The 16,438-nt window shown below is 60.1% G+C and carries 25 protein-coding genes and 1 tRNA gene; 9 read left to right on the plus strand and 17 right to left on the minus strand.

What is annotated here, in order from left to right:
* Positions 1–73 precede the first annotated feature (73 nt).
* The 7 genes from KK137_RS06295 (at position 74) to KK137_RS06325 (ending at position 3,894) form a co-directional block, all read left to right on the plus strand.
* Positions 74–901, plus strand: a complete 828-nt coding sequence (locus tag KK137_RS06295) for an NAD kinase (protein ID WP_338028026.1) — start codon at positions 74–76, stop codon at positions 899–901.
* A 73-nt stretch (positions 902–974) separates the two neighbouring features.
* Positions 975–1,049: transfer RNA gene (locus tag KK137_RS06300), tRNA-Asn, on the plus strand.
* A gap of 197 nt (positions 1,050–1,246) precedes the next feature.
* A complete protein-coding gene (locus KK137_RS06305; RefSeq protein WP_214535306.1) occupies positions 1,247–1,714 on the plus strand; it encodes a hypothetical protein in 468 nt (155 codons plus the stop codon).
* Between the two features lie 21 nt (positions 1,715–1,735).
* Positions 1,736–1,927, plus strand: coding sequence for a hypothetical protein (locus tag KK137_RS06310; protein ID WP_214535307.1), 192 nt, complete (start codon positions 1,736–1,738; stop codon positions 1,925–1,927).
* Between the two features lie 58 nt (positions 1,928–1,985).
* A complete protein-coding gene (locus KK137_RS06315) occupies positions 1,986–2,300 on the plus strand; it encodes a hypothetical protein (RefSeq protein WP_214535308.1) in 315 nt (104 codons plus the stop codon).
* A 214-nt stretch (positions 2,301–2,514) separates the two neighbouring features.
* On the plus strand, positions 2,515–2,961 hold the full coding sequence (locus tag KK137_RS06320; RefSeq protein ID WP_214535309.1) for a hypothetical protein: 447 nt from the start codon (positions 2,515–2,517) through the stop codon (positions 2,959–2,961).
* A 258-nt stretch (positions 2,962–3,219) separates the two neighbouring features.
* Positions 3,220–3,894, plus strand: a complete 675-nt coding sequence (locus tag KK137_RS06325; RefSeq protein WP_214535310.1) for a hypothetical protein — start codon at positions 3,220–3,222, stop codon at positions 3,892–3,894.
* 125 nt (positions 3,895–4,019) lie between these two features.
* Here the strand turns inward: KK137_RS06325 and KK137_RS06330 are convergent, their stop codons facing one another.
* The 9 genes from KK137_RS06330 to KK137_RS06370 all read right to left on the minus strand — a co-directional run bounded on the left by KK137_RS06330 (position 4,020) and on the right by KK137_RS06370 (position 10,705).
* Positions 4,020–4,304 carry a hypothetical protein gene (locus KK137_RS06330; RefSeq protein WP_214535311.1) on the minus strand — a complete coding sequence of 95 codons (285 nt, stop codon included), beginning with the start codon at positions 4,302–4,304 and terminating at the stop codon, positions 4,020–4,022.
* Between the two features lie 9 nt (positions 4,305–4,313).
* Positions 4,314–5,090 carry a hypothetical protein gene (locus KK137_RS06335; RefSeq protein WP_214535312.1) on the minus strand — a complete coding sequence of 259 codons (777 nt, stop codon included), beginning with the start codon at positions 5,088–5,090 and terminating at the stop codon, positions 4,314–4,316.
* Between the two features lie 207 nt (positions 5,091–5,297).
* Positions 5,298–5,717, minus strand: a complete 420-nt coding sequence (locus KK137_RS06340) for a hypothetical protein (protein ID WP_214535313.1) — start codon at positions 5,715–5,717, stop codon at positions 5,298–5,300.
* On the minus strand, positions 5,717–7,429 hold the full coding sequence (locus KK137_RS06345; RefSeq protein WP_214535314.1) for a phage tail length tape measure family protein: 1,713 nt from the start codon (positions 7,427–7,429) through the stop codon (positions 5,717–5,719). The genes KK137_RS06340 and KK137_RS06345 overlap by 1 nt, the downstream gene beginning before the upstream one ends.
* The gene (locus KK137_RS06350; RefSeq protein WP_214535315.1) at positions 7,426–7,824 is read right to left on the minus strand and encodes an HK97-gp10 family putative phage morphogenesis protein; all 399 of its coding nucleotides are present in this window, start codon (positions 7,822–7,824) and stop codon (positions 7,426–7,428) included. Before KK137_RS06350 ends, KK137_RS06345 begins: the two co-directional genes overlap by 4 nt.
* Complete coding sequence (locus KK137_RS16815) at positions 7,821–8,984, minus strand: DNA-packaging protein (RefSeq protein WP_338027990.1); 1,164 nt, start codon at positions 8,982–8,984, stop codon at positions 7,821–7,823. The genes KK137_RS06350 and KK137_RS16815 overlap by 4 nt, the downstream gene beginning before the upstream one ends.
* Positions 8,908–9,432, minus strand: coding sequence for a terminase small subunit-like protein (locus tag KK137_RS06360; protein ID WP_214535317.1), 525 nt, complete (start codon positions 9,430–9,432; stop codon positions 8,908–8,910). The genes KK137_RS16815 and KK137_RS06360 overlap by 77 nt, the downstream gene beginning before the upstream one ends.
* A 94-nt stretch (positions 9,433–9,526) precedes the next feature.
* Positions 9,527–10,369 (minus strand): hypothetical protein, encoded by an 843-nt coding sequence (locus KK137_RS06365; RefSeq protein ID WP_214535318.1) that lies wholly within the window; start codon positions 10,367–10,369, stop codon positions 9,527–9,529.
* A 6-nt stretch (positions 10,370–10,375) separates the two neighbouring features.
* A complete protein-coding gene (locus tag KK137_RS06370) occupies positions 10,376–10,705 on the minus strand; it encodes a hypothetical protein (RefSeq protein WP_214535319.1) in 330 nt (109 codons plus the stop codon).
* A 161-nt stretch (positions 10,706–10,866) separates the two neighbouring features.
* On the opposite strand from KK137_RS06370, the gene KK137_RS06375 reads away from it, so the two are divergent.
* On the plus strand, positions 10,867–11,472 hold the full coding sequence (locus tag KK137_RS06375; protein WP_214535320.1) for a hypothetical protein: 606 nt from the start codon (positions 10,867–10,869) through the stop codon (positions 11,470–11,472).
* An 89-nt stretch (positions 11,473–11,561) separates the two neighbouring features.
* The gene (locus KK137_RS06380; protein WP_214535321.1) at positions 11,562–12,284 is read left to right on the plus strand and encodes an SHOCT domain-containing protein; all 723 of its coding nucleotides are present in this window, start codon (positions 11,562–11,564) and stop codon (positions 12,282–12,284) included.
* A gap of 2 nt (positions 12,285–12,286) precedes the next feature.
* Here the strand turns inward: KK137_RS06380 and KK137_RS06385 are convergent, their stop codons facing one another.
* The 8 genes from KK137_RS06385 to KK137_RS06420 all read right to left on the minus strand — a co-directional run bounded on the left by KK137_RS06385 (position 12,287) and on the right by KK137_RS06420 (position 16,330).
* Complete coding sequence (locus KK137_RS06385) at positions 12,287–12,544, minus strand: hypothetical protein (RefSeq protein ID WP_214535322.1); 258 nt, start codon at positions 12,542–12,544, stop codon at positions 12,287–12,289.
* A 224-nt stretch (positions 12,545–12,768) separates the two neighbouring features.
* Positions 12,769–12,960, minus strand: a complete 192-nt coding sequence (locus KK137_RS06390; protein ID WP_214535323.1) for a DUF2442 domain-containing protein — start codon at positions 12,958–12,960, stop codon at positions 12,769–12,771.
* A 305-nt stretch (positions 12,961–13,265) separates the two neighbouring features.
* Positions 13,266–13,526 (minus strand): hypothetical protein, encoded by a 261-nt coding sequence (locus KK137_RS06395; protein WP_214535324.1) that lies wholly within the window; start codon positions 13,524–13,526, stop codon positions 13,266–13,268.
* A gap of 109 nt (positions 13,527–13,635) precedes the next feature.
* Positions 13,636–15,174: an AAA family ATPase gene (locus KK137_RS06400; RefSeq protein ID WP_214535325.1), complete on the minus strand. Its 1,539-nt coding sequence runs from the start codon at positions 15,172–15,174 to the stop codon at positions 13,636–13,638.
* Positions 15,171–15,455, minus strand: a complete 285-nt coding sequence (locus KK137_RS06405; RefSeq protein ID WP_214535326.1) for a hypothetical protein — start codon at positions 15,453–15,455, stop codon at positions 15,171–15,173. The genes KK137_RS06400 and KK137_RS06405 overlap by 4 nt, the downstream gene beginning before the upstream one ends.
* Entirely contained in the window at positions 15,452–15,715 is a 264-nt protein-coding gene (locus tag KK137_RS06410; protein WP_214535327.1) for a hypothetical protein, read from the minus strand. Before KK137_RS06410 ends, KK137_RS06405 begins: the two co-directional genes overlap by 4 nt.
* Positions 15,705–16,148 carry a hypothetical protein gene (locus KK137_RS06415; RefSeq protein ID WP_214535328.1) on the minus strand — a complete coding sequence of 148 codons (444 nt, stop codon included), beginning with the start codon at positions 16,146–16,148 and terminating at the stop codon, positions 15,705–15,707. Before KK137_RS06415 ends, KK137_RS06410 begins: the two co-directional genes overlap by 11 nt.
* Positions 16,145–16,330, minus strand: coding sequence for a hypothetical protein (locus KK137_RS06420; RefSeq protein WP_214535329.1), 186 nt, complete (start codon positions 16,328–16,330; stop codon positions 16,145–16,147). Before KK137_RS06420 ends, KK137_RS06415 begins: the two co-directional genes overlap by 4 nt.
* Positions 16,331–16,438 lie beyond the last annotated feature (108 nt).

Below are 16,438 nucleotides of genomic sequence, written 5' to 3' on the forward strand. Positions count from 1 at the left end.
ACCAAGTTTTCCATTCCGGCGCGTCTGACCGATATGTGACGGCCCGTCTCCCGTCTTGCAGCCCGCGTTGCAAATCGGGACGGCCGACCATAGGCTGTGGAACACTAGCAAGGGGGATGCTGCCATAACTTACGAGAAACTCGCGCTGCTGGCCTCGCCAACGGATCGCGCCCAGGAAGCGGCCGCGGATCTCGCCGGTTGCACTGACTGGGTCGCGCTGGAAGAAGCCGATGCCGCGGTCGTGCTCGGCGGCGACGGCTTCATGCTCGAAACCATGCACCGTATGATCGAGGACGATGCCCTGCGGCCCGTCTACGGACTCAACCTCGGCACGGTCGGTTTCTTGATGAATCGCTACACAAAAGGCTGCCGCCTGCTCGACCGGTTGGCGAAAGCTAGGCCCATTGCCGTTTCTCCCTTGCGGATGGAAGCCGTGACACAGTCGGGCGAAACCGAGAGCTTTTACGCCATCAACGAAGTGTCGTTGCTACGCGAAACGCGGCAGACAGCGAAGATCGAGATCAGCGTCAATGAGCGGGTGAGAATTGCCGAGCTGGCGGGCGATGGAGTGCTGCTGGCGACACCCGTCGGCTCCACCGCGTACAACTATTCAGCGAACGGGCCGATTCTTCCGCTCGATTCGCAGATGTTGGCTCTTACGCCGATCAGCCCGTTCCGGCCGCGGCGCTGGAGAGGTGCTGTCCTCCCCGATCGCAGCCGCGTGACCTTTCGCGTGCTCGATCCCAAGAAGCGTCCCGTATCCGTCGTGGCGGACCAGAAAGAGCTGCGCGACGTCGCGGAAGTGCGACTGGAAATCGACAATTCGCGTGAAATGACCCTGCTGTTCGACCCAGGTCATGCGCTCGACGACCGCATTGTCGCGGAGCAATTCGCCTACTGAACAATTTCCCACAAGTCGGGCTTGTCAAAGCGTCAGGTCGCCCATATAGGCGCACCCCTGCCCGCGCGGCTGCTCCCCGATAGCTCAGCGGTAGAGTAGGTGACTGTTAATCACTTGGTCGTTGGTTCGAATCCAACTCGGGGAGCCACTCTTCCGCTCCAATATATTGTAAAAGCACGATTTTCTGTCGTGCCGATTGGGGCGTTCCCACACGTTGGCCCACACGTAGTTTGATTGCTCCGACCGCGATTCCGGTGCACCACTGGAAAATGCGGGGGCTCGATCTTGGCGACTAATGTTACCATTACCGTCGAGCCGGCGCTTGCGGTCATTACGCCAGTGGCGATGGCCAAGATCTCGAACGATTTGTTTTCCATGGCAGCGAGCTACGATTGCGACGGAGCATTTTTGGCGCGGATGTACGTCCTTTGCGCGTCAATCGAGATAGGTCTGAAAGCAGCCATCCTCGCAGACGACTGCACCCCGGAGCGCAAGGCGGAGTTGCCAACGCTAGCGCACGACCTTTGCAAAGTGGTGGGCAGGTTTGAGGAAATCTACGGCGAGAGAATGTTCGACACGCAAGATAATGCTCACCTGGCCGCCGCCACTGTCCACTTCAAGGCGAAAGGACTGGAGTACTTCACTTTGCCTGTGCTCGGATCATCACTCCAAGGCTATTCCGATTTGCCAGAGCTGGATGCCATGCAAGCCATTGCCTCGAAGGTAAGTGCCTTCATCCGCGAATCCGAGTTCTTCGTTAACGCCTTGTCTTCCCACAAACCCGAGGGTGACGGCATCATTCACTTCATCTGAGCCAACCGAAGCGGAGGTTCTGTGACTGACAACGAAAAGAACCGAATTCGACTGCGCGCGATCCACTACGCCGGCACCGGCGAGTTCCAGGACATCGACGCGATTAGAGATCGCTTGGCTGTCGACTTTGCGGAGGCCGAAATCGCGTCCGCCTTTGCAGAGAAGTGGTGGGTCGATCAGTTGATAGCATTGTGCGCGAGATCCCAGGCGTAGTGACTAGGAACAGCGCCCATAGGGACTAGTGCAGCGCTCGAAGACATAGGGGAATCAGTTGGCTCGCAAACCTGGACTGCTGGCGAAGATCGACGACGCCCGCACTAGCTACTGGATCGACAGCCTCGACCCTCGGGAACGGCCTCAGGATTCGGTCGAAGAGATACTAAATCCCGGACGACGCCAGATTGCGCGGCTGACGGACGAAGAGCTTGCCGAATTGCTGGCTCGTGGCGAACGCACCAAAGATGGTCAGTTGGCTGCTAGCGAGATGCGACGACGCGAAAGTTGGCGGACTCCGGCGCGTTGGGCGGTGATCATTTCCTTGGCATCGTTCCTGGTGGCGCTGACAGCACTTCTGCGGACGATGTAGCCATCGCATTCGCTCGACGGGCCGTCGCGAGGTCGTCGCATTGTCCTGGTGAGAAATTTGCGCCACCATTGCGGTCCTTGGGGGATCTCACATGCGCTCGTGGCCACTCGCTATTTTCACACTCACAGCGATCGCTGCCAGTCCGGCATCTGCTGAGGATTGGTCTCGCGACATCAGCGGGTGGGACGTTGGACGAAATGGCAACTCCTGCGTCATGTTTGACGATTACGAGGGCGAAGGTTCCACGGAAGTCGTCCTGATGATCAAGGACAATCCCGCTAGCACTGTTCTCATGATCACGAACAGCAACTGGTCCGCCAAGGACGGTGAGCGCTACGAGCTGAAGTATTACCTCGGCGACTGGGTTTACACTCTGGAGTCACTTGGCATCGAGCAAACCAGCTTTCGCAAGGGCTTTGGGACCGTCGTCAACGCGAAATTTCTCGGGGACATGGCGAAGGCAAGCGGCCTCACGATAATGCGTGGTGAGGCCCTAATAGACGATCTCTCGTTAGATGGCAGTGGCGCAGCGCTGGCTGTGCTCGAGCGTTGCCGGCGGGAGTTGGCCGCTGACGTTGAACAGGAGCGCAAAGATCGGGAGAGGCTCGAGCACATCCCTCTCGATCCGTTCGCGGAAACCGGCAAGGGCGCAGCCCAATAGCGACCGGCCTTATCACACGTCAAAAACGGAACAGCTCCGCGATCGCAGCATTTCCGGCCTGGACGCGTCGCGGCCCTCACCACTCGGCGCGTCCACCATCGCCATCGATCGATCCAGGTTAAGGCATTCGGCGCGGCCGGCGCTACGATTGCCCTGGGCGCGTCGTGCCTGTTGGAGCCAGCATCGCGGCGCGCCCGCCGTTAACCTCAGGCATTCGCAAGTCTTACAAACTCAAAGCCCTCGTGATACGGCGCAGCAATGGTAAAGAGGGAGATTGGTGGGTTTATTGGTTCGGCAGCGGCCATCGTCGTGGCGTTTTTGCTGCCCCTTACCTTTCCTCGCTTATCGGGTTGGCCGCTTTGGGGGGCGTGGATCGTGTGCGCCGCCGCACTTGTTGTTGGCGGATGGTTATTCTTCCATAAACCCAAAGAAGCTTCGCCGCCCGCTGCGCGGACATGGAAGAATGTGAGGGAGTTCTTCGAAACAGATTTCTCCACCACGCTAAAGGTTAGTTCGACCTTCGAGTGCGGTCCCCCTGAGGAGATTATAGCAGTCGAAATCGAATGCCATCGGGACTTCGAAACTCAGGTGGATTTTCTGTCCATCTATGTCCCGCCGACTCCCATTACAGTAGGCGTCATTACAGTCTTCGCCCGCCATGCGCGCCGCTTGTACCGAGAGCTGGTCAGAGATGTGGGCGTTGTCACAATAGGCCCAGGCGACGTTCGGTCTTCAACGAGTTCGGCTCAAGCTTTCCCTGGTCGCGTATTCGTCTACCACGATACTCACCTTGAGCCCCGCGAGGCAGCGAACATCGTGGAGGCATTTGAGGCGGAGGGGCTGAACGTGCAGTTGAGAGGCCTAGCCTATGCCGCGGCGGCAAACGCCCGAGGCACCGACATCATCAATCCTCGGGCATCTCTCGCGCAATGATCCACTTAGGCTTCTGAGGCTTCTCCATTGGCTCGGCAGTGATGTGCGCCTTGCGCACCCCGCACTCCTGGTCGCACTAATCGCCCTCTTACGCACGATTTAGCCTACGCCAGCAGCAGTCGAAGTTAGTCGGTTTTGCCCCCGTCGATGACCGTGAAGGTCGGCGGACCCTGCTCCCAAATCTGGAGCATAAGCGACAAGCGATCGCGAATGTATTCATTATCATGAAAATGAATATGCTCGCGGATGGTCTCAATAACTGACTCGCGATCAAGCAATCTTGCTTTGATCAGAAGGGAAAGCACGAGACCGATCTTGGCATCAATCTCGCCCATGACTTCGCCTTTCGCATGACCGAGTGCCTCAGCGAGGAAATGAGCGGTAACGAGTTGCTTCTTCAGATCGTCCACACGCCCCCCTTAGCCCAGCACGCGACCAACCGCCGCGTTGAAAATTTGTCTTGCCGTATCCCACTTCGAGGCAATCTCGGCTAGCCGACTGCCCAAAGTTGTCGACCGAACCGAAGCTTCGGGATTGATCCGACGTCCGACCCTGTCTGGCCAAGCCTTGAGCACCTTGCTGCAAACGCCGCTCGCATCGACCCTAGTCAGCACCGCCTCCCCGCCAATGCTGTGGCGGCCATGCAGAATATCCGGATCGCGGCGCTGGGCTTCGATCAGCTTTTCGGCGTCTCGATCCGGCTCCCAGTGTCGCGGATCACAGAAATCGGATTGAAGCAGTGTGACGTTATCGGGATTGAACTCGGTCAAATGTCGCGAGGTCTGCTTCAGTTCGTATGGTCGATAGCCTGGCGGGAAGAGCAGATTGTCGTTCGCAATTCGATATCCGATCGGCCGGCTTCGCTCATGGTCAAAAGCCGCTATCACAGCTGCCATTGAGCCCGCCGCGTCTCGCTTCTTGAGTGCCCGCTCGGTAGCGCGGAATACCTCCGGGAACTCCTCCAGAAATCCGGATAGCGACTGTGGAGATATCTCGTCCATCCGCTCGGCAAGATCGCTTGGCTCCAGCCGTCCCGATACGGCAACTGCTGCAACGGCCCGGCCATCGATGTAGACCGGGATTACCTTTGAACCGAAGTGCGCCACCTTCCCGCTGCGCGACCATATTGAGGCGGTGTCGGTGAGCAGGAACGCCGCCCGAGCCCGTGCCTGTACGATAAGGTTCATCGCAGTCACGCGGTTTCTCCATCTAACGTGAGAGTCGATCCAGCGCGCCGTGGCTTAATCGCTGTCTCACCGGTTTCGACCTTTGGTGCCGAGGCACCGAGGCCCAATAGGCCCGCCCCTTCCGAAAGTGCCATCGCCGCAAATGGCAAAGCCAGCTGAGGAACGAGCACGGCGCCGACGGCCATGGCGGTTATCGTCAGAACACGACTTAGGGTCTTACCCATGTTCAGGGTCTCCATGCTGCAATGACATTGAGATGATCTTTACCGGCGAAATGAAGCCCTTTCGGCCGCTTGATGGCGCAGCGCTCGCCGGTCCAGATCGCACCGGCCTCCAACGGGCCGAGAGAGAGAGTATCGCGATGTCACCAACTTCAAGCCCATCAATGGGGACTTGAGGCAGCGTCTCGCCGATACCTTCACGCCAGAGCTCGATCAGTCCGTCAGAGGCGGCTTCCTCGCACTCCACTTCGCCGACGATATGCCGCCACTTGGCCGCGAAGTCCGGGTGGCCCAGCGCCACGCACCAATCCGCTGCGAGAGTGGAGCAGTTCCACGGCCCCCGGTCCTTTGCCGCGGCCTGAAGGAAGGCCCCCAGCGAGACAGGATCGCAATCCATACGAACCGGGCTCAGCATCAGGTGCCGTCCTTTTGGAACTGTGCCATCCGGGCCGGCACGACCCTGAGCGTCTGTTTTGCTGCGTGGACATCCATCGCCATGGCCTGTCGACCGGCTTCCTGGAGCAGCATCCGACCGAAGTCGTCTGCGAGCCAGGCGCCGCGCGCGTCCACCTGGAACGTCTGAGCGACCATCGTTCCGCCATTCCCGCCCTTCGACAGGCTGGGATTCGTCACGTTGAGCGTCTCGCCCGAAGAGACCTTGGCTATGGGCCGACCGTTGAGAGACAAGACGTTGCGGTCCACGCCGCCACGGCCGCCGATTGTCATCGAGCCGCCGGTCGCGAAGCCCGGCAGCACCGAACCAATGGCCATCCCGAGGGCATCGCCAAGGTTGAAACCGCCTCCGCCAAGCTTGGCGGCCGTGAACCGCGCCAGGACCTCCGCTACGACGGCAAAGCCGATCTGCTTGAAGTTGTCCCAGATCGCATCGGTGCCGCCCTGGAACGCATCGTAGTAGAGCTGCGCCAGGGTGCGAATTTGCATTTCCTGCTGTCGGGCCGCTTCGGCCTCCAGTGTCTTACGCTGCTCGGCCTGCTCCTTCTGGCGCTTCTCTGCTTCGGCGAACCACTCGTCGAGCGCGTCCTTGGCGGCCTTACGCCCATAAGCTTCCTCGATCGTCGCGCGCGCGATCTCCTTGAGGATGGCGAGACGGTCCTTGTCGGCCTGCGCCACGGATTCCGCCAGCTCGGGAAACTGCGACTCGATGCGGTGGTTTGCCTCAAGGATGTCGGCTTCCATCTTCGCCGAGTCGGTTCCCCGATCGCGCAGTTCCTGGAGTTGGCGCTCGAGTTGCAGCTGCTCCCGCGTGCTCTCATAGCGCTTGTCTAGTGCTGCGGCTTCGCGGGCGATGCGCTCACTCTCACGTTGGGCGGCCTGTGCGTCTCCCTGGCTAGCCCTGTTCGCTCGCGTCGAGCCGCCACCGCGATCCGGACGCGCGTCAAAAATGGCCTGGTTGCGGTCCCGCACGGTGCGAACGGGGTTGGTTGGGTTGGTCGCGAATTCCAGATCGCGGCGGATCACAGCGATTTGGCGACGGAGATCTTCTGCCTGTTGCTTGTAATAGAGACCACCGGCGCCTCGATTTGCGCCGGCCTGCGCAGCACGCCGCTCCAGTGCAGCCGCCCGGCCTTCCAACTGCAGCATCTCTTTCGTTTTGAGATCGAGGTCTTCGGTCCCAAACTTCAGATTTCGGAGGTTCTCGGTCGCCTGCGCCAGACGAGTGGTTGCCCCGGCAGCGGCGTCCGCCGCATCCGCCGTATCCCAGAGCTTGCTGACGAACACACCGGCAATGGACGTGGCCGCGAGCAGTGCTGCACCCCACGGACCGCTGAAGAACGCGGCGAGGCGGCCAGCTACACCGCCCACGCCTTCGAGAGCATTCGCGACCTGAGGCGCTTGCTGCGCCAGGATCAGGAAGGGGCTTTGTCCTGAGGCCAGTTGCGTACCAATGTCGCTGATCTGGTAGCCCAACAGGCGGGAGCGCTGCGCCGCCTGATCAAAGGATCGGCCAATCACGGCGCTCGACCTCGTGGCAGTCCTTTCCGCCTCCATGAAGGACCTGTCGACCCTGCCAAGGCTTTGCTCGGCCAGACTGGCTGCGCCCCTCATCCTGCGCTCGTATTCTGCGATGTCGGCCCTCAGTTCGACCGCGATCTCGTCGACCTTCATTCGGCTTCTCCTGACCGCCGCATCGTCGCCACGACCAGCGATTTCATCTCCGCCGCGACTTTCCTTGCCGCGGGCCGCATGAAGGGGCGCTCGGCCATCTTCGAGGTTCCGAACTCAAGTGCTGCGGCATAACGAGCACCGGCAACCACCCGAGCAGAGAGCTCATCGATCTGGTCGACACGGATGGACGAAGCGAGGTGGCCGGTGTCGGCGTTGGGCGGCTCCCCTGGGGGCGAAGGGATGTGGTTCTTGCCCCCGACCGCTCCGTTCGTGATGGATATCGCAGCCTCGCTGGCCACCATGTCGGCTGCAGCGTAGACCGCAAGTTTCAAGGCACGGCGGTGCTTCTCCGGAAGGCGCCTGAGACGGGCGAGGTAGCGATCGCGGCCCTTCATAGCACGTCGAACACCGATCGACCGGCGCCGCTCAACTCGGTCAACGCCCACACCAGGGCATCAACTCGATCAGGCGAGCCCTCGCCTTTGAAACCGGCGCCGGTCATGAAACACATCTGGCTTTCGAGCAGGCCGAATTCGCCGACGTGCGACACCTTGCCTTGCTCGTAGAGCGCGGCGATCGGCTCCGCCCGAACGACCTTTCCGCGCGAGGCCGTCACCATCTTGATTGGGAGGTGAGGCGCCGCAGTGCGCAGTACACTCTCTATCATGGCACCGCCAAAATTAGCCTCGGCGACGACCCGATCTGCGCTCCACTTGTCGTATGTCCGGGCAACCTGGCGTGCCCAGCCATCCGGGCTCAGATTGCAGCTGGCATCCTCAAGGACATAGAAACGGCCATCCCTGCCCTTGCCGGCCGCCACGATACCAATGTCGTCACCACCGCCGTTGCCCTTCGTGCCGCTCGGGTCGACGGCGACCACGACGCGCTGCAGATCGGGCATTGAGCGAACCCGTTGTCCATCGATCATGTCGGCCGTCCAGAGCGCGCCCTCGACGTTCTCGAGCAGCTCGGCGAACAGTTCTTGGCGGCCCAGCCGGGTGCCCTCATAACGGTCACGGAGGTGCGCGAGCGTTCCTTCAGGGAGATTGGCGGCGTTGTCGAACGTGGATCCCCGCGTGATCATCACGCCCTCGGTCCGGACAAGCTTGAGGATCAGCGGTGTCGGCTTCGGCGTCGTGGTGGCAATGACTTGTGGATGCTGACCGAGACGCAAGCCGAACAGCATCTGGTCCCACGCCGCTGGATCGGGAAACGCAGCGAGCTCATCGCACCACGCGAAATGGTGCTGCGGGCCTCGGAGGCGTTCCGGCTCGGTGGCGCTGAAGAGCTTATAGCGCGTCCCGTTGAACAGGATCAGTTCGCCAAGGCTGCGATTGTAGGTCTCAACGCAAGTCTTTGGCAGGACCGCCAAAAGCCCGCTCTCGCCTTCTATGCAAGTGTCCCGCGCATCCTGGAATGTCGGCGCAATGACAGCTATGCGCGCTCCGGGATTCTGAACTCCGAGCCAAGCGGACTCTTCACTTCCCACCCTCGTCTTGCCAAAGCCCCTGCCGGCGAGGAGAAGCCATGTTCTCCAGTCGCCCGGCGGCGTCACCTGATCCGGTCTCGCCTGCGATAACCACCGGCTGCGTGCTGTGGCTGCTGCTCGCAATGGTGGCGCTAGCTCTGTTAAGAGCTTCTGCGACGGCGGCGAAGGCATCATCACTTCCACTTACCAGCGCCCCAATCGCGACCGGTCTATCGCGATAGGAATGCGAGATTTTTCCAAGAAACCAGCGCCTTGAATCGAATACGAGCCGAGCCTTGATTGGATCCTTGCACTTCTCGACGTCGGCAAGGGTACGCTCCGCGAGGTCGTGATAGCCGATTTCCCGCGCCTCAAGGATGCGCTTGGCGAGCTGATCGTCGGCGTTGGACCAAGCCCATATCGTTGAGGCGTTGGGCATCCGTTGATCCCGGCAAATCGAACGAATGGACTCACCCTTCGAAAGTCGCTCGAGCAGCTCCTCGATGATGTCGTCTTCAAATTCGCGGAATGCCATGGTGTCCCTCTGGAACTGTTGCGGGGCGGGCGCGCCGCACAGAACGCCCGCCCCGCGTCCTCGACGGCCGACAGTGAAACGGCCGCGGGGATCATTAGAAGCTCCCCCCGGACGGGAGGCCAATGCGCTGATTGGCTGCTGCTAGCTCGACTTCGCAGCCAGCCTTTTTAGCCTCGGCGACCTGTTCGGAATTCATGAGGAAGATCGCCGGGGAAAGGACCACGCTCTCGCCGCTGTGCGTTGCGATGGTCGGTTCGCCCTTTTCCGGAGGCGTGACAAAATACCGCTTCCAGCGAGCCCGTTCCTCTCTCGCGCGCTGGATCGCTATTCCGTACTGATCCTGGTGCGCAGGCGGAATTGACCGAGGCGCCGCCGGCCAAATCCGGCCTGGTCCATCAAGACGCGGAATCTTCATCTCCGCGAAGCGATCGACCGGCGAGGAGTTCATGTACCAGTTGCCCGGCACATCACGAGCCTCTGCCTCGGCGTCTCGCACGTGAAGCCCCAGGGCTTTCAGCCGTTCGGCATTTTGGGCGATAGCTGCAAACAGTTGGACCAGGTCAGCGACGGCTTGGGGCACGAGATCTCGAAACCGATCAGCGAGTTCGTCGCGCTCAGCCAGAGCGGCAGTCCGATTTGCTTCGGCCGCTCGACGGCTGTCGCTTTCGCGCTTCGTCGCCAACTTTGTGCGTAGCTGTTCGAGTGCCTTGGCAAGCGCAATAGCGTTGCGATTGGCGCGTTCGGACTTCCTGGCCGCATCTTCGCGATCGTCCTCCGACAGGGCGAAATCGAGACTGTCGGCTGAGTTGCGCGCATGGGCTACAACAAGCCGTTTGTGCTCGGCTTCAGCTTCGGGGATCAGTTCCTCGAGAGTTGTGATGGTGACGCGGTCAGTGGACAGCGCCGAGGCGATGCGTTCATCCAGCGGTTTGGCCATGGCGCGTCACCCGCCGTACTGCTGGGCGCGCGCCAGATCGCGAACGCGCGAGCTGCTGTCCCCAAGAACAGTGCCGCTTGATGGGGCCGTGGAAACGCCGCCGTCCTGGAGCACGCACCTATCCGGAAGCGTGTATTGGGCATCGCGAACCATATCGCGGAGAGCGCGGTTCGACTCGATGGCCGTCTTTTGCGTGTCGGTAAGGAAAACTGAGCTACGCGACGCTCCGTCACGCATGGTGACGTCGAAGCGGGCATATTCGCCATCTTCGAGGACGCGGCTCCGACGGCGGCGCTCTTCGTCGCTGACGTGATTTAGAGGGGCTAGAAACGTCATTCTCTCACTCCGATGCCCTCAGTCTGGCGAAGGGCGGCGCGACCTGCGTTGTGCCGATCGGGGAGAAAGTGTCTGTCATGCCGAGAGTTTACTACGGACGGGTCAGAGCAAATGATCCAGGTACCGAACGATGGAACAGCGCGTACCTGGGAGGGGGAATTATGAACGAAGCATCGATCACGACCTACTGCGGTTTGCTGGAGGAGATTAAATACCGAACCGAAGCGATCCAGTCGCTCTTAGCAGGTCAGTTGCCTGTTCGAGCGAAGATCGGCGAGGAACTTTGCTACCTCCAACTTCGAATGATCTGCGAGTTGATCGCGCTTGGCTGCCTAGTCATCCACGGCGATCTCAAGCCTAAGGCCAAACTGTATCGGACGTACAAAGCAGACTGGATCATTAGCGAACTCGAGAAACTACATCCACAGTTCTATCCCACTCCGCTTGAAAACGAGGATGACCATTCCGACGCGATTCCATCCTGGCGCCACAAGAAATCCGGCTTTTTGACACGACAGGACCTTAGTAAACTCTGGAATAGAGAGGCGGGCTCCAAGCTTCATCGCGGCAGCGTCAAGAATATTTTAGCAAAAGATGACAACTTATCGTTGTCAACTGTAAAATCTTGGCTTGAAAAGGTCATCTCCCTGCTTAATCGTCACATTATTATATCTCCCGACGAGAAACAGATATACTATTTTGTTATGCAATCGAAGAATTCCGGTTCTGTAGATTACAACATTTTTTCTCTCCGCTCTGATCGCTGAATTCTGATGCATCAGAGACTCCGCGCGATTGACTCACGCCGCATCGAAACCGAAACAGGCACGGGAAGCGGGACTTTGGGGGGCGAAGCATGGGCGTGCTAATCTGGATTATCATCATCGGCGGGATTGGCTGGATGATCGTCAATGGAATCCAAAAGGGCAAAGCCAAGGCGGCCCTGAGAGATTCCTTCATGGCCCAGTACAAGGGATGGGACGTCTACGTCTCGTCATATGAGAATTCGGTTATTGCTGTTGATCAGACGGCGCGCCGGATCGCACTCGGAACCATGGAAAGTCCGATCCAGGTCGCGTGGGAACAAATCGCCAGCGTCGAAATCGAGAGAAACGGTCAATCCCTTTCGCAGACGAACCGCGGATCCCAGGTGATGGGCGCTGCAGTTGGCGGCTTGCTGCTCGGTCCGGCGGGCTTACTGCTCGGCGGCCTGACCGGCTCAAAACGCAATGTGCAGTTAGTGAACGAGCTCAGTCTGAAGGTGGTCATCGATGACCACACGATGCCCGTACACCGAGTGTCCTTCTTCAAGATTACGGGCAATGGTTTGAAGCCAGACAATGCCCTGATCAAGCCGCTCGCCGATCGCCTCGAGCATTTCCACGCGCTTATCTCGAACGCGATCCGCGCCGAAGAACGCGCCCGTCAGGTCGTTTCGGAGGCGCCAGCGTTGCCGAACAACACTCCGGCTCAGATCGAGCAGCTCTGGGGTCTACGGCAAAGCGGAGCGCTGACCGATGATGAATTCACTGCTGCAAAGGCAAGACTGCTTGCCGCTCCAAACGCTCTGCCAGGCTGAACTCAGTTGGGGGTCAACGCCGCGTCAATCATCGTTTGCCAGACCGATTCTGACTGTGCTCGGTCGCGACTTGGGTGAAGGGCTTCGTCACCGATGTCGAAGACTGCGTCGTTCATCGCCATTGACGGTCTGCGCATGGTCGCGATGATCTGACGGGCATCGCCGACGTAGTCGTTCCAACCCGTTTCATCGTTGCCCCGGCACACTCCGCCATTTGCTTTCGTGAGTTCGCGCAATTTGCGGGCCACGCGTTCGACCATATTGTCACACATTGCTAACGCAGTTCCTTCTTTCGCCCAGATGAGCGAGGGAGACTGCAGCAACCCTCCGGGGTTAACCTCGGCCTAGCTGGTCATTCCTATCTAGCGCGTATCTGAGCGGACCCAGAACATTGGCGCTTGTGGTATTCGGGACCGCAGTGTCACCGTCGCTGCATTGTAGCGATATGGTGAAGCGGCCCGCTGAATGACAAGTCCAGCGCCAATTAAGCTGACGTAGGGTAGCGCAAAAGCAACACTGCCTCGACCGACACGCGTTCCCCAAGTACCGGCCAGCACATCACCTTGCCGTCGTCCTCGATCTCGTACTCTTCCCGTGCCTCCTTCGGCGCCGCCTGCAGCATCGGGAACCAGTCGATCGGCGTTTCGATCGCGCGGCCGTCGGCCAGGTCGAACACTACGCGGTTGCCAGGGAACCGGGCCTCGTAGAAGCGGGGAGTCGACTAACATCAGTGCACCCTTTGCGGCTCGGCTGAGCCGGCTTCGACGACAACGTGAGCGTGGGTTGCTCCGGTGCTTGCCTGTCGCTCGGCCTCTCCCAAGGCAAGGGCATAGGCCCGCCGCGCCTCTTCGACTTGATGCGGCTCGATTTGCACCTCCTCAGCGCAACCTGGACACCTTCGGATCAAGTCTAGTTCGTTGATCGGCAATGCGAGCACCTGTCCGCAGCTGTGCCGAGCATGCACCACTCCCTGAACTCGGATCATGCGCGGGCGCTCCGCTGCCCTGCCCTCAATTGGCGGAGGCGCTGACGATACTCTCGTCGCAGGGCGAACAGCGTCTCGCCGCCGCAATCATCGATCCAGCGGCGATTGCAGCCGGTGCGTGAGCCGTAGGCTTCTTCGACCCCGCGCCAGCCGACGCGGATAAAGACCTCGGCGAATGCTGGCGGAGCGGGCTTGTGGCGATGGGCAGAGCCAGAACGTGCGACGACAGGTGTGTCCACTTGAACGGCTGTTTCCACCTCATCGGCCTCCAAATGTGGGAACTGGTGTGGACTCACTGATAATCCGCTTTACCATAATGGCGCAATACCATGAATTTCAGAACGGTGCATGGCTCCTGCAATAGGATCAACCGCTGCCTTTCGCCGATCCGACATCGGCCCGCGCACGCGCGCGTACCGCTTGGATGAGCGGCTGGAGTACCTCATTCCCCCCCTCCTCTTTACCAGGCGCGGCGGCCTCAGTGGCCGCGCCCATAAGATACGTAGTATCTACAGTGTGTGGTGTGCCGAGTTGTGCAGGGACATGTGCGCGGTTGTGCGACAGTGATGTGCGAGGGATGTGCGGCGAGTTGTGCAACCCTCCATCGACCTCCTGGATGATGAAGCCAGAGCGCCCACTCTTCTTGTTTTTCACCTCCACTGACTCGATCGCTCCGATCGCGAACAGGCGGTCCATGGCACGTTTGAGCACGGCCTTCTTGAAGCCCTTGGCAGCCGCCATTCCTTCGAACTGGGCCGGTGCATAATTCGGGCCGGGCGATGGGCCGACGGCTCTTCCATCACCTTGTGCAACGCGCTCCTGCAAGCACGCTAGGAAGGCCGCGTTCTCGCCGGTGACCCGAATGGAATCTGCGAGATCTGCTGCATAGTCAGATGGCAAGTCTTCATCGCGAACAAAGGTGCCGTGATGCCAGCGGAAGTGGATCTTTCCGCCGCTGGGCCCGTAGTTTGCCTTGGGATTTTCGATCATCCTGGCGTCAGCGTCACGATCTTCGTCGGCCTTAATGATCAAACGCGAGCGGACCTTGGTATGCCACGCGACAGACCCGAGCCAATCGTCACCGGCCTTGTTCGGGTGGTGAATGATCATCGAGACGCCATCCATCTCGATCGCTAGACCGGTAAGTAAGTTCATGAAGCTGGCAACCTCATGAAGGTCGTTGTGGTCAGCGTCCAAGGCGTCAGTAGCATTGTCGAAACCATAGATCCGGATACGGTGGGTCGTGCAGGTTGACCGAAGTTGTTGCCATCGCGACGTCGGATTCAATGTGCCGTGTTCGTCCGACGCCAGTAAAGCCGTGTCCTGGACGCCCGCCAGCGAGACCAAAAAGAGCTTCCCCACAACTGCAGAAATAGGAACGCCGATCGCTGCGCAGATGGCCTTCTGCCGACGCCACAACTCGCTCTCATCATCCTCGCAGGTGATGTAGAGCGTGTTCATCTGGACCGTCTTCATTCCGAGGAATGGGAGGCCGAGTGCGATGTGAGTGAACAACGCCTGTTCAAATAGGCTCTTTCCCACCCCGCCTTGGCCTGTGAGCATCGTCGTTTGATGGAATGGGAGCCAATCACCCCAAGCCGACAGGCGCGGAGGAGGTTCCTCGTTCCATCCGGACATGTCGATCACGGGAAGTAAGGCCGGCTCCGTTCGATGCGCAAACTCTTCCCGCACCTTGTCGAAGCCCTGCAGCGAGGCAACATCGTTGGCGTCGTAGTTCCGCGGCCTTGCTTCAACGTCACACTCGTCAGGCCCTGGATCCTCCAAATCTACGAACTGGCTCGCGACGGACGCCCAGCCTTGAGCCTCACCGTTCTGCTTTCGGTCGCCTTTTGGGGCCCGACCCATCCAGCCAGGCGCGCCCTCGCCTTCGGGAAGCGACGTCATGCGGCATCTCCAAGCAAACGGTCGGCGCAAAGGGAGGCCTGAACGCAGCAGCGACACAGGGTCACAGCGTCGTTCAACTCTCGCTCGGTCAGATCCGCAAAAACTGTCTTGCCCGCTGTTTCATGAGCGAGCTGAGCCAGGTTGTAAGCGTCGGGGTGAGTGGCCTTGGCCAGCATGCCGGCCGCGAAGTCCCGAGCCTTCAGTAACGCCAGCCGGTTTTCGAGCTCGGAGCCATCGGCTCCCGGCACGTGCTCGTGGATGATGAAACGCAGATCGGTCATGCCAACCTCGCCAGCGATTTATGCTCGCCCAATTCCCTGCGGCGCTGCGCGAGCAAGGCCTCGAGATCGTCACGCTCGAAGTCCAACAACGTCCGGCCGACGATCAGTATCTCCCCCCGCATAGCGTCGAGCTGCCCATGGGACTGAGCATCGACGATACGGGACCAAAGGATGGCGACGCGTGCAGGGTTGTCGAGACTGCCTGTTCTGCGAGAGCGCGCTTCGCGATAGCGATGAAGATCGACGATCTCAGCGACCATTGCGCACCTCAGTCACCGGAAAGCCCTGCTCGCGCAGCCATGAAACGGCGCTGCAGGGATCGAAGAAGCAGCCGCACGGGATGCCTAGCGCGGTCATGCGGTTGCCGAACTCGATCTGATTGGTGCTCAGAGATCCAGCTCGGCCGCGGCTGTCGTATCCCTTCATTTCCACATAGGCGATGAGGCGCGGGTAAGAGTGCCAGACCGTGTCGAATGCACCGCTCCGGATGCCTTCTCGGCGAGCCTGCATCGGATTGCGCTTTCCGGCGTTGGGGACGGCCATACCGAAGACCTTCGGCGCTGCCATTCGCATGACGCTGAACAGCGTGGTTTGGCGGCCTATCTCCGTCCAATCCCTGATGCCGTCGGGCATTTCGACAAGGAACTGCGGTTTGGGACTTAGCGAGGTTTCGAGTTCGTCTGCCCAGGTCATGCCGCACCCCGGCAAACGTTGGCCGCGATGCTCTCGATCTCGCTGACGGGCATCCCGTAGCTGCGTGAGAGCGAGACCTTGTCGCTGTCCGACAATGGCTTGTCTCGCATGGTCAGGAGCGCCGTGAGTGCAGCGCGCTGATGGGCCTTGTTGGGCGTCTTGTTTGCGAAACGGCGCGTCATGCGGCCCTCCGCACAGCCCGGCGCGGACGCCACTGCCAGGCCGGCGGCCACGTCAATGCCCGCAACTGCAGAGCCATGCGCAGGGTCGATTGGATGATCGGTCGATAC

The sequence above is a fragment of the Croceibacterium selenioxidans genome (genome assembly GCF_018599195.1).
Classification (GTDB): Bacteria; Pseudomonadota; Alphaproteobacteria; order Sphingomonadales; family Sphingomonadaceae; genus Croceibacterium_A; species Croceibacterium_A selenioxidans.